The 11,887-nt window shown below is 71.8% G+C and carries 12 protein-coding genes and 1 pseudogene; 8 read left to right on the forward strand and 5 right to left on the reverse strand.

Annotated features, from left to right (window positions below):
- The 3 genes and pseudogenes from NON00_RS24755 to NON00_RS12675 all read right to left on the reverse strand — a co-directional run.
- Nucleotides 1-574, reverse strand: a pseudogene (locus NON00_RS24755) (hypothetical protein); the annotation flags it as partial.
- Nucleotides 561-1,109, reverse strand: a complete 549-nt coding sequence (locus tag NON00_RS12670; protein WP_256021460.1) for a hypothetical protein — start codon at nucleotides 1,107-1,109, stop codon at nucleotides 561-563. The pseudogene NON00_RS24755 and the gene NON00_RS12670, both read right to left, overlap by 14 nt.
- A 72-nt stretch (nucleotides 1,110-1,181) precedes the next feature.
- Complete coding sequence (locus NON00_RS12675; protein ID WP_256021463.1) at nucleotides 1,182-2,354, reverse strand: citrate synthase; 1,173 nt, start codon at nucleotides 2,352-2,354, stop codon at nucleotides 1,182-1,184.
- 76 nt (nucleotides 2,355-2,430) lie between these two features.
- Here NON00_RS12675 and NON00_RS12680 point away from each other — a divergent pair, with 76 nt between their 5' ends.
- The 3 genes from NON00_RS12680 to NON00_RS12690 are packed head-to-tail and all read left to right on the forward strand — an operon-like array spanning nucleotide 2,431 to nucleotide 4,965.
- Nucleotides 2,431-3,483 (forward strand): DUF2332 domain-containing protein, encoded by a 1,053-nt coding sequence (locus tag NON00_RS12680; RefSeq protein ID WP_256021466.1) that lies wholly within the window; start codon nucleotides 2,431-2,433, stop codon nucleotides 3,481-3,483.
- 52 nt (nucleotides 3,484-3,535) lie between these two features.
- A complete protein-coding gene (locus NON00_RS12685) occupies nucleotides 3,536-4,378 on the forward strand; it encodes an alpha/beta fold hydrolase (RefSeq protein ID WP_256021468.1) in 843 nt (280 codons plus the stop codon).
- Nucleotides 4,379-4,437: 59 nt separating this feature from the next.
- Nucleotides 4,438-4,965 (forward strand): gamma carbonic anhydrase family protein, encoded by a 528-nt coding sequence (locus NON00_RS12690; RefSeq protein ID WP_256021472.1) that lies wholly within the window; start codon nucleotides 4,438-4,440, stop codon nucleotides 4,963-4,965.
- Nucleotides 4,966-5,009: 44 nt separating this feature from the next.
- On the opposite strand, the gene NON00_RS12695 is transcribed toward NON00_RS12690, so the two are convergent.
- Nucleotides 5,010-5,681: a hypothetical protein gene (locus NON00_RS12695; RefSeq protein WP_256021475.1), complete on the reverse strand. Its 672-nt coding sequence runs from the start codon at nucleotides 5,679-5,681 to the stop codon at nucleotides 5,010-5,012.
- Entirely contained in the window at nucleotides 5,678-6,355 is a 678-nt protein-coding gene (locus NON00_RS12700; RefSeq protein ID WP_256021478.1) for a ParA family protein, read from the reverse strand. The genes NON00_RS12695 and NON00_RS12700 overlap by 4 nt, the downstream gene beginning before the upstream one ends.
- Before the next feature lie 211 nt (nucleotides 6,356-6,566).
- On the opposite strand from NON00_RS12700, the gene NON00_RS12705 reads away from it, so the two are divergent.
- From NON00_RS12705 to NON00_RS12725, 5 genes are all read left to right on the forward strand, one after another.
- The gene (locus NON00_RS12705; RefSeq protein WP_256021481.1) at nucleotides 6,567-7,571 is read left to right on the forward strand and encodes a LysR family transcriptional regulator; all 1,005 of its coding nucleotides are present in this window, start codon (nucleotides 6,567-6,569) and stop codon (nucleotides 7,569-7,571) included.
- Complete coding sequence (locus NON00_RS12710) at nucleotides 7,571-8,998, forward strand: NAD(P)-binding domain-containing protein (RefSeq protein ID WP_256021484.1); 1,428 nt, start codon at nucleotides 7,571-7,573, stop codon at nucleotides 8,996-8,998. The genes NON00_RS12705 and NON00_RS12710 overlap by 1 nt, the downstream gene beginning before the upstream one ends.
- A gap of 125 nt (nucleotides 8,999-9,123) precedes the next feature.
- Nucleotides 9,124-10,713 (forward strand): ABC transporter substrate-binding protein, encoded by a 1,590-nt coding sequence (locus NON00_RS12715; protein WP_256021487.1) that lies wholly within the window; start codon nucleotides 9,124-9,126, stop codon nucleotides 10,711-10,713.
- 5 nt (nucleotides 10,714-10,718) lie between these two features.
- Entirely contained in the window at nucleotides 10,719-11,246 is a 528-nt protein-coding gene (locus NON00_RS12720; protein WP_256021490.1) for a CMD domain-containing protein, read from the forward strand.
- A complete protein-coding gene (locus tag NON00_RS12725) occupies nucleotides 11,243-11,815 on the forward strand; it encodes a peroxidase-related enzyme (protein ID WP_256021495.1) in 573 nt (190 codons plus the stop codon). Before NON00_RS12720 ends, NON00_RS12725 begins: the two co-directional genes overlap by 4 nt.
- The last annotated feature ends 72 nt before the right edge of the window (nucleotides 11,816-11,887 follow it).

The raw sequence follows: 11,887 nt of genomic DNA on the forward strand, positions 1-11,887 counted from the left end.
CCGCCCGGCGGGGCGCAAGCACCGCGGGAAAAGGCGGCGGCGGCGCGCCGGGCGGGCAGAGCCCCCCCAACCGCCCCAGGGCCTCCGGCAGGCGCCACACCGCCCGCGGCGCCGGGGGGGCTTCCGGCGGCGGGTCCGCGCTGCGCTCCAGCACCGCCAGCAGCGCCTCCAGGAAGGCCAGCCGCCACAGCGCCTGTTGCGAGGCGCCGCCGGGGCGCACGCTGCGCGCCGCCCAGGAGGGCGCCCGCCCCGCCAGCCACGCCGCCGCCGCGCGCATCCGCAGCGTCTCCAGCACCGGTACTGCTGCGCCAGGGGGCTCCTCTCCCCCCTCCCCCGTCGCCAGCAGGCGGGAGCGCAGCAGGACCAGCTCGCTCGCCATCACCAGCCATTCGCCGCGCTGGTCGAGCGGGGCCGCCGCCGCCCCGGCCTCCAGCGCCGTGACACACTGGCCGATCAGCGCGGACAGCGGCAGCGCCGCCAGATCGAGCCGCCGCCGCCGCGCCAGATCCAGCAGCAGGTCCAGCGGCCCGGCAAAGCCCCCGGCCTCCAGCCGTGGCGCCTCAGCCAGCATCATGGTCTGGCACCAGGGTGAAGCGCAGGCCGGGCCAGTTCTCGCGCAGCGCCAGCAGCGCCCGCCAGGGCGACCAGTCGGCGGACCAGAATTCCACCGCCATCGCGCCCCCCGCCGCCGGCAGCGCCCGCACATGGCGCAGCGCCCGGCTGGTGCCCCAGTGCGACCAGAGCCACATCCGGCTGCGCGGCTCCTCCGGCCCCAGAGCCAGGATGTCCTCCGGCACCGGCAACAGGCGGTGTAGATCGAGGGGACAGCGTGGCCCGGTGGCCAGGGCGCGCGCCTGCGCCGCCACCACGGCCTCCCCCAGCCGCCGCGCCAGATGCCGCGCGCCCTGCGGGCTGATCGCCGCCTCCGCCGGCGGGGCGGCCAGCAGGCCGCGCCATTCTTCTTCGAGCTGCGGCAGGTCGAAGCGCCAGGGCAAGACGCCCGGCCCCGCCGCGGCGGCGCGGAACGCCGCCAGCGCCGCGCCCTCGCCCACCACGGTGAGGCGGTTGCGCAGCCAGTCGGTCACAAGAGGCCAGGGCGCTGGGGTCATCGCAGCTTTGTGGGAGGAGAGAGGAAAAAGAGGGAAGAGGTTCTTTTTGGAAAAAGAACCAAAAACTTTTTTTCAGTTTGGCGCTCCATCCAGGGGAGCGGCGGGAGGCTGGATGTCATCGCGGTATTCCGCGCGGGGGCGGATCAGTCGTCCCTCCGCGCGCTGTTCCAGCGCATGGGCAATCCACCCCACGGTTCGCCCGGTGGCGAAAAGGGCCAGGCCCCCGCCAGGAGGAAGGGGAAGGCTGTGCTCCATCATGGCCAGGGCCATGTCGAGGGCGGGCGGCTGGCCGGTGAGATCCTCGGCGGCGGCGATCATGCGGCGCCAGGGCGCGGGCGGCGGGCAGGCCGCGAGCAAGGCCGCCGCGCGCGGGTCGCCCTGCGGATAGAGGCGATGGCCAAGGCCGGGCAGCGCCTCGCCCCTCGCCAGCCGCGCGGCAAGGGTGGCGCGGGGGTTGCGGCCCAGCCCGCCTTCCCGCGCCATGGCCAGGACGCGGTTGGTCATGCCGCCATGCTGCGGGCCGGAGAGCGCCGCCAGCCCCGCCAGCACCGCCGCCCCCAGCGAGGCCCCCGTGGAAGCCACCACCCGCGCGGTATAGGCGGAGGCATTCAGCTCATGGTCGGCGCAGAGCACCAGGGCGCGGCGCACCAGATCGGCCCCCCGCGCATCCAGCCCCCAGGCCGTGGCGAAGCGCCGGTGCAGGGGCCCCTGCCCTCCCTCGCCCGCCGCCGCCCCGGCCACCAGGCCCAGCAGCCGCGCCGCTGCCGCCGCGAGGCGCGGCGGTGGCAGCGGGCCTTCGACCTCCCCGGCGATGGCGGCCACGGCGAGAAGGCCGCGTTGCAGCGGCGGCATGCCCTGCTGCACCGCGATGCGCGGCACCGGGATGCGCGGCACGGGCAGCGCCCAGAGCAGCGCCGCCACCTCCTCCAGCGTGGCGCCCTCCGCCAGGGCCAGGGCATCCCGCCCGCGATAGAAAAAGCGGCCGCCGCCGATCCGCGTCAGGCTGGTGGCCAGGATCGGCTCGCCCCAGTCGGTGGTGGAGGCCGCCACCTGCCGACGCGCCCGGCCGCGTTTCTGGCGCTCGGCCAGGGCATCCAGCCCCTCCGGGTCGTAGAGGCTGCGGCGCGGGTCGGCCGGGTCCGCCGCCACGCGCAGCAGCCCACGGCTGGCATAGGCGTAGAGCGTGGCGCGGGAGACCCCGAGCCGCGCCGCGGCCGCGGCGGCGGGAATCCAGTCGGTTTTCATATGGATTATATTGATCAAGATTGACCGGCCCAGCAGAGGCGCCTTCCCTCCCCGCGTCAAGCCAGGGAGCATGGACATGGCGATGCAGCCGATCGTGGCGGCCTTCCGCAAACAGGAGGAATGGTGCCTGCGCCTGGGCTCGCCCTTCACCGCGCGGCTGATGGCCGCGCTGGCCGGGGACATTGTTGCCGGCGGCCCCGCCGCCGCGCTGGTCACCCCCTGGCCGGGGGACCCGCTGGCCGATGCGCTGGCGCTGCGGGTGGCGGGCGGGCTGCATGCGCTGGTGCTCTCCGGCGCGGCGCCGGAGCTGGCGGCCCTCTACCCCCCTGCCGAAGCCCCCCCCGGTGCGCTGGAAGCCGCCCTCCCCCCGCTCCTGGCCCACCACGCGGCGATGTTGCGGGATTTCCTCTCCACCGCGCCGCAGACCAATGAGGTCGGCCGCTCGGGCGTTCTGCTGGGCGGTTTCCTGGAGGTGGCGCAGGCCACGCGCCTGCCGCTGCGCCTGCTGGAGATCGGCGCCAGCGCCGGGCTGAACATGGGGTGGGACCGCTATACCTACCGCCTGGGAGAGGCCCGCTGGGGCGACCCGGCGAGCCCCGTGCAACTGGCCCCCGCCTGGACTGGCCCCCTGCCCCCGCTGGCGGCGCCGCTGGCGGTGGCCTCGCGCGAGGGCTGCGACATCGCCCCCGTTGATCTGGAGGACCCCGCGCAACGCCTGCGCCTGCGCGCCTATGTCTGGGCCGACCAGCGGGCGCGGCTGACCCGGCTGGAGGCAGCCACCACCCTGGTTCGGGCGGCCGGCTGGCGCGTCGACTCCGCCCCGGCGGCATCCTGGCTGCGCCCCCGCCTCGCCCAACTGCCCACCGGAGCCACGACGCTCCTCTACCACTCCATCATGTGGCAATACATGCCGGAGTCTGAGCGCCACGCGATCGAGGCCCTGCTCTCCGCCGCGGCGGCCCGGGCCACGCCCTCCTCCCCATTGGCCTGGCTGCGTTTCGAGCCCCCCGGCACGGAAGCCCCCCCTGAACTGACTCTCACCCTCTGGCCTGATGGCACCACGCGCCGCCTTGCCCTGGCCCATCCGCATGGCCAAACTGTGCAGTGGCTCGCCGAGCCTGCTGCCTGACAAAAGTTTTTTGGTTCTTTTTTTCAAAAAAGAACATTTCTCCTGAGGCTTCGTGTCCTTGTCCTACATCATCAAGCGTTCCACGCGCGCCTTTCGTCCCTGGACGGATTTGTGGGCGCGCTCTGGCTGGCTGGTCCAGGCCCACTGCGCCAGCGGCGATGCGCGCGCCCTGGACCCTTTCGGCCGTGTGGCGCTGGAGGCCCCGGTGGAAGCGTGTATCGCCCTGGCGGCGTCCCGGGCGCGGCCGGCGGGCCGCCGGCGGGGCGCGGTGCTGCTGCATGGCCTGGGCCACCACCACGGCGCGATGGCGTCTGTTGGCGCCGCCCTGGCCGAGGCCGGCTGGGCCGTGGCCAATCTTGGCTATGCCAGCCTGCGCAAGCCGCTGGACTACCACGCCGCCGCCGCCAGCCGCGCCGCCGCCGCCCTGGCCGAGGATGGCGCGGCGATGGTGGATTTCGTTGGCCACAGCCTGGGCGGCCTGATCGCCCGCGCCGCCATGGCCCGCGCCCCGGCGGAGGGCTGGGAGCCGGGCCGCCTGCTGCTGGTTGGCTCGCCGGCGCGGGGGGCGGGCATCGCCAAGGTGCTCGGCCGCTTTGCCGCCTACCGGCTGATTTCCAGCCAGTCCCTGCATGCGGTGACGCCGCTGGGCGCCGCCGCCGTGCCGGTGCCGGCCTGCCGCGGCATCGCCGTGGTGGCGGGTGGCACGGGCGGGCGGGGCTTCAACCCGCTGCTGGGCGGCGACAATGACGGCATCGTCACCGTCGAGGAAACCCGCCTGCCCGGGCAGGAGGATGGCTTCACCCTGGTGCGGGCGCTGCACACGCCGCTTTCCGCGCATCCGGCCACGGTGCGGGCGGCGCTGGGCTTCCTGGAGCTGGGCCGGCTGCCCTGCTAGGCGGCTTCCGGCCCGGCCGGTTCCGCGCGATGCTGCCTCCGGCACAGGAGGAAACCAGCATGCCGATTTATGAACTGGACGGGGTCGCGCCGCGCCTGCCGGCGGAATACTGGGTGGCGCCGGATGCGCATGTCATCGGCGATGTCACGCTGGGCGAGGCCGTCAGCATCTGGTTCGGCGCGGTGCTGCGCGGGGACAAGGCGCCACTCAGCATCGGCGCGCGCAGCAATATCCAGGAAGGGGCGATGCTGCATGCCGATCCGGGTTTTCCGCTCAGCATCGGGGCGGGGGTGACGGTCGGGCATCATGCCATCGTCCATGGCTGCACCGTCGGGGATGGCTCGCTCATCGGCATGGGGGCCACGGTGCTGAATGGCGCGCGCATCGGGCGGAACTGCCTCGTCGGCGCCAATGCGCTGGTGACGGAGGGGAAGGAATTTCCGGATAACAGCCTGATCGTCGGGGCGCCGGCCAAGGCGGTGCGGGTGCTGGACGAGGCGGCGATCGCCGGGCTGGCCGCCTCCGCCGAAGGCTATGTGGCCAATGGGCGGCGGTTTGCGGCGGGGTTGAAAGAAGTGAAAAAATAAAAGGGCGGGGGAAGGAATTCCCCCGCACCCCCATCTTCTTTCTGTCAGTGGGCGCGCAGGGCGGCGATGCGGGCGCGGATCGTGGCCAGCTTTTCCTCCAGGCGCTGCTCCTGCGCCAGCAGGCGCTGCAACTCGGGCAGGGAAGGATGGGGGGGGGCGGGCGCATCGCTCAGCGGGACACGGCGGAACTGCTCCGCCTCCTTGCGGGTGACGGAAGGGCGCAGGATGCCGGCCTCGATCGCCTTCTGGATGCGCTGCGGCTCGTAATGGGTGAAGACATAGGCCACGCTGTAGCTGTCGGGCAGCAGCTCCAGGGGGAGGCGGCCTTCCTCCACGGCGAGGGCCACCTGGCGCCACATCACGGCGCGGTTCTTCGGCACCTTGAACAGGTCGTCGCTGCGGTCGATCAGCAGCTTCCACTCTTCGGGCGCGAATTTGCGCTCGGCGGCGAGCAGCGCCTTGCCCATCTGCACATACAATTCGATTTGGCGCGCGGCGCCGGTGCGCAGGGTGTTGTAGAGCACCGTGGCGGCGCGCACCTTCTCCTGGTCCTGCACCACGGCGGTGCCGGCGAAAATGCGGTTGAAGGTATCGGCGAATTCCTGCGGCGCCACGCTGAGGTTGCGCAAGCCATCGGCCTGCCGGTCCGGCTCCGCCAGCGCGGCGCCGAGCTTCTGGCCGATGGAGAGGATGCGGCCCGAACTGCGGCTGGTCATGCCACCTTCCCCCGGCGCCGCGCCGGGGCCAGCCCGGCCTCGCGCCGCACATAGTCCCACACCGCCAGGAAGTCGGGGCGGGATTTGGAGCGCGGATTATCGGCCGCGCTCAACCCGTCCACATGGCCCAGATGCGCGTCCGAGAGGCTGCGCACCGTCACCGGACAGAGCGGGGCGAGGCGGTTGAACTGCTCCTTCAGGGCGCGGACGAACACCTCCCGCTCATTGGCGCGGTTGAGCACGGCGGCGACGCGCACGCCCATCTCCGCCAGCCGGGTCAGCCAGGGGCCGGTGCTGTCGGCGTCGTTCATCGTCGCCTGGCTGGGCACCACCACGAGATCGGCGGCGGAGCACACCTCCAGCACCTGCGGCAGGCAGTGATCCACCGAGGGCAGCATGTCCACGATCATCAGGTCATGGCCCTGGGCGGCCTGCTGCACGGCGTGCCAGTCATTCAGGATATCGGCCGGCAGCACGTCGAAGGCGGCGAGATCGGCGCGGCCTTCCAGCGTGGCGAGGCGGCGGCGGCCCCATTTGGTCAGGGTCTGCTGGGGGTCGAAATCCACGCCCAGGGTGTTGAAGCCTTCCTGCGCCGCGAGGGGGAGGAGGTTCTGGCAGAAGGTGGTTTTTCCGGAGCCGCCCTTGGGCGAGCAGAAGACGATGATGCGGGGCACGACAGACTCCCTCGGCGTTCGGTCGCGCATAGTAAAAAGCCCCGGTTTACCGGTAAACCCTTCCTTAACATTGTTGGTGCGGTTTACCGGTAAACCGCGCGAATTTTGTCACAGCCGGTGGCCTGGGAGAGGGGAGGGGGGATCGGCCTATTTTCCGATTCTCTTATAATGACCGTTGCATCATGCGGAAATCGTATGCAACGCTTCGCGCATGGACGTTCGGCAGCTCGAAACCTTCTCCGCCATCCTCGCCACCGGCAGCCTCACCGCCGCCGCCCGCCTCACCGGCCGCTCCCAGCCCGCCGTCACCCGCCTCGTCCAGGATATGGAGGCCGCCTGCGGCTTCCCCCTCTTCGACCGCAACGGCCCCCGCATCACCCCCACCGAACGCGCCCTCCTCCTGCATGACGAGGTGGAGCGCGCCCTCCAGGCCCTGCGCCGCCTGCGCGACTGCGCCGGGCACCTCGCCAGCGAGGCCGAGGCCGGCCTGCACATCGCCGCCATCCCGGCCCTCGCCGCCGGGCTGGTGCCCGCCGCCCTCGGCCGCATCGGCGCCGCGGCCCTGCCGGCGCGGCTCGACCTCGCGACGCTCCCCGCCGGCGAGGTGGTCAGCGCCCTGCTCGGCGGCCGCGCCGATCTCGGCTTCCTCAGCCTCCCGGCCGAGCATCGCGGCCTGAGCCTGCACTGGCTGGGGGAGAGCCAGGCCGTCGCCGTGCTGCCGGAGGGCCACCCGCTGGCCGCCGCCGCCACCCTGCCGCTCGCCCGCCTCGCCGGGGAGCGGCTGGTGACCATGTCCGACCCCCACCGCTTCGGCGGCCGCATCGAGGCCGCCCTGGCCGCCGCCGGCCTCCAGCCGGGCGGGCATATCGTGGTCAACACCTCGCTCAACGCCATGCTGGCGGCGCGCGCCGGGCTGGGCATCGCCCTGGTGGACCCGGTCACCGCCCTCGGCGTGCCGGTCACCGGGCTGGCGGTGCGGCCGCTCGACAGCGCCATTCCCTTTCTCTGGGGCGTCGCCACCCCGGTGGCCCGGCCGCCCGGCGCCGCCGCGCGCCGCCTCATCGCCGCCGCCGCCGAGGCCGCCGCCGCCCTGCCGGGCTTCCGCCAGCACCCGCCCCAGGCCATGGACGCCCTGCTGGCCAGCCTGCCCCCCTCTGCCCCGCCGCCCTCCACACCGCCCGCCTCACAGAACGACCCGCTCACGGAGCCCGCCTGATGTTCGTCTCCGGCCTTCCGGCCCTCGAAGCCCGCCTGCGCCATGATCTGGAATGCCTGGAACTGCCCGGCCGCCCCTGGGTGCCCGCGCGCGCGGTGGAAGGGCAGCGCGTCACCGATGTCGTCATCATCGGCGCCGGCATGTGCGGGCTGGCGGCCTCCGCCGCGCTGCGCCTGCTCGGCGTCGACAACCAGCGGGTGCTGGACCGCGCCCCCGCCGGCCAGGAAGGCCCCTGGGTCACCTGGGCGCGCATGGAGACGCTGCGCTCCCCCAAGACCCTCTCCGGCCCCTGCCTCGGCCTGCCGGCGCTGACCTTCCGCGCCTGGTACGAGGCCCAGCATGGCCGCGCCGCCTGGGACGCGCTGGGCAAGATCCCGCGCGGGCAGTGGATGGATTACCTCGTCTGGTACCGTAGGGTGATGGGCGTGCCGGTGGAGAATGGCGTGGCCGTGCAGGCCATCCAGCCGCGCGCCGATGGGCTGCTCTCCGTGGAGATCGCTGGCGGGGCGCCCATCCTGGCGCGCCGCGTCGTCCTGGCCACCGGGCGGGATGGGCTGGGCGGCAGCGCCGTGCCGGATCTGGCGCGCGGCCTGCCCCGCCATCTCTGGGCCCATTCGCGCGATGAGATCGACTTCGCCGCCCTGCGCGGCAAGCGCGTGGCGCTGATCGGCGCCGGCGCCTCGGCCATGGACAACGCCGCCACGGCGCTGGAGGAAGGCGCCGCCGCGCTGGACATGTTCGTCCGCCGCAAGGCGCTGCCGCGCATCAACAAATTCACCGGCATCGGCAGCGCGGGCGTGGTGCACGGCTTCGCCGGGCTGTCCGATGAATGGAAGTGGCGCTTTCTGCATCACGTCTTCTCGGAGCAGACGCCGCCGCCGCGCGACAGCACCCTGCGCGTCTCCCGCCACCCCCAGGCGCGGCTGCATCTCGGCAGCCCCGTCCAGGCCGCCGAGGCCGTGGGGGAGGGGGTGCGCCTCACCACGCCGCATGGCATCTGGGAAGGGGATTTCGTGATCTTCGCGACCGGCTTCCGCGTCGATCTCGCGGCGCGGCCGGAACTGTCCGCCTTCGCGTCCGAAATCCGTTTCTGGCGGGATCGCTATACCCCCGCGGCAGGGGAGGAGAATGCGGAACTCTCCGACTCTCCTGATCTGGCGCCGGATTTCTCCTTTCAGGAGAAGACGCCAGGGGCCTGCCCGGGCCTCGCCCAGGTGCATTGCTTCAACTACCCGGCCACCCTCAGCCACGGCAAGCTGACCGGCGATATCCCCGCCGTCAGCGCCGGGGCGAAGCGGCTGGCCGAAGCCATCGTCCGGCACTTCTTCGTCGAGGACCGCGAAGCCCATTTCGCCGCCCTCTGCGCCTTTGAGACGCCCGAACTGCTCGGCGATGAATGGCCGGAAGTCACCGGGGCGGCTGCCTGACAAAAAAAGCACGTTCTTTTTTGGTAAAAAAGAACCAAAAAACTTTTTAACAGCGGGCCTTTCGCTTATGGCCTGCGGCGGGACGCCACACTGGCCAGAGACGCTTTCAGAAGGATATGCCCCCGATGCAGCGCCGCGATCTTCTTCCCCTCCTTGCCGGGCTTGGCCTCGCGCCCGTGGCCCTGCCTTCGGCGCTGCGCGCCCAGGGCACTGGGCGCAAGCTCTCCATCGCCTTCGGCGATCCCGTCTCCGCCCTCGATCCCCAGCTCAACAACTTCGCCGGGGATCGCTCGGTCGATGTGCATTTCTTCGATCTGCTGATCGAGAACCGGGAGAATGGCCTGCGCCCCGGCCTCGCCACGGCCTGGCGCACGCTGGAGCCGACGCTGTGGGAATTCACCCTGCGCCAGGGCGTCACCTGGCATGACGGGCGGCCCTTCACGGCGGAGGATGTCGTCTTCTCCCTCAACCGCGCGCCGAATGTGCCGGGCAGCACGGCGAGCTTCGCCGGCTATCTCCGCACCGTCGCGGAGGTGAAGGCCACCGGGCCGCACACGCTCCAGGTACGCACCAAGGAGGTGAACCCCCTCCTGCCGCTGAACCTCGCCTCCGTCCACATCGTCAGCCGCCACGCGACGGAAGGCGCCACCACCGCCGATTTCAACAGCGGCAAGGCGGTGGTCGGCACCGGGCCTTACCGCTTCGCCGCCTATACGCCGGGCGAGCGCATCCGCATGCGCCGCAACGAGGCCTATTGGGGCGGGCGCCAGCCCTGGGAAGAGGTGGATTACCGCTACATCGCCAATGCCGCCGCGCGCACCGCCGCCCTGCTCGCCGGCGATGTCGATGTCATCGACAAGGTTTCCGTCTCCGACCTCGCGCAGATCCGCGCGCGGGAGGATGTGCGGCTCTACGCCTATCCCGGCCTGCGTATGCTGCTGTTGCAGCCGAATTTCTCGCCCAACCCCAGCCGCTATCTGCTGGGCGCCGATGGCCAGCCGCTGCCGAAGAACCCGCTGCTGGATGTCCGCGTCCGCCGCGCCCTCTCCATCGCCGTCAACCGCACGGCGCTGTGCGATCGGCTGCTGCTCGGCACCGGCACGCCCACCGGGCAATGGATGCCGGAAGGCAGCTTTGGCTACGACCCCAGGACGCCCGTCCCCGCCTTCGAGCCGGAGCGCGCCAAGGCCCTCCTCGCCGAGGCCGGCTATCCGGAGGGCTTCCAGCTCACCATCCATCTGCCGAATGACCGCTACGTGCTCGGTCCCCAGGCGGCGCAGGCCGTGGCGCAGATGTGGACGCGCATCGGCGTGCGCACCCAGGTGGAGGCCGTGCCCTGGTCCGTCTATTCCGCCCAGGTGAAGACGGGCGAGTATGCGATGACGACCCTCGCCTGGGGCAATGGCACGGGCGAGGGCAGCTATGCCCTGACCCATGTCCTCGGCAGCTATGACGCGGCGCAGGGCCGCGGCGTCTCCAACTGGGGCCGCTACGCCAGTGCCGCCGTGGACAAGGCCCTCGACGCTGCCAATGCCGAGTTCGACGATGCGAAGCGCGAGGCCATCCTTCAGGACTCCGTCCGCGTCGTCGCCGCTGATGTCGGCATCATTCCCCTGTTCCACTACCAGAATCTCTGGGCCGCGAAGCGCGGGCTGAAGGTCACGCCGCTGACCAGCGACCGCACCGCCGCCCAGATGGTCACCCCGGAAGCGTGAGAACCATGTCCCTGGCTGAAGAAATGTCGCTCACCGACATTCCCGATCTCGCCGAGCATCTGCTCGGTGAGTCCGCCGCCTCGCCGCTCGGCGTTCTGCGCCGCCAGCGCGCGGATATCCTGAAGCACGAGGAAGGCGCCTATCGCGAACTGGTGCTGGCGCCGGAGCCGGGGAATGTCTCCCTCGCCGAGCGCGCGGCGCTCGCCCTGCGCGGTGCGCTGATCGAGGGCGATGCCGCCCTGGCCGCGCATTACCGCGCCCTGCTCGCCAGCCATGGCGATGCCTCTCTCAGCGCCCTGGCCGAGTGCTTTCCCGCCCCGGAAGGGGAGGGGCGCCTGCCCGTCCTGTTCCGCTATGCCGATATGGTGGCGCGCACGCCCGAGGCCTGTGAGCAGGCGGATATCGACCGGCTGCGCGGCTTCGGCCTTTCGGCGCAGGACATCGTGGCGGTGACGCAGCTTGTCGCCTTCATCCCCTACCAGGTGCGGCTGCTCGCCGGGCTGCGCCAGATGCAGCAGGAGAGCGCCGCATGAGCCGCTTCACCATGCAGGAAGTCGGCTGGGAGCCGCGCCTGCCGCCGGTCGAGATGGACACCGCCACCCCGGCGCAGCTCGCCGCGCTGGAGGCCTGCCCGCCGGCGCAGCGTGGCTCCGTCTATTTCCGCACGCTGGTGCATGACCCTGGCTCGCTCGGCGAGCGCGGCGCGCTGTTCACCAAGGTGATGTATGCGCCGAAGGGCCTGCCGCGCGCCGAGCGCGAGCTGGCCACGGCGGTCGTCTCCATCGTCAATGGCTGCATCTACTGCACCTCCGTCCATGCCCGCCGCTTCGTCGAGCTGAGCAAGCAGGAGGCGGTGATGCGCGCCCTGCTGGAGCAGGGCATCCAGGCGGAGGCGCTGGATGCCCGCCAGCGCGCGATCGTCGATTATTCGGCGAAGATGACGGCCACGCCGCAGGACACCACGGCGGCGGATCTGGCCCCGCTGCGCGCGGCGGGGCTGACGGATCTGGAAATCCTCGACCTGATCCACGCCATTGCCATGTTCGCCAATGCCAACCGGCTGATGCAGTCGCTCGGCCGTTCGGTGCCGCCGAAGGACTGATTTCTTTCAGTGGGCGTCCCCCGTCCGGCCGGCAGCGGGACAGCCCCCGAAAAAACTTTTTTTGTTATTTTT

The organism is Roseomonas sp. GC11, from assembly GCF_024437745.1.
Lineage (GTDB): Bacteria > Pseudomonadota > Alphaproteobacteria > Acetobacterales > Acetobacteraceae > Pseudoroseomonas.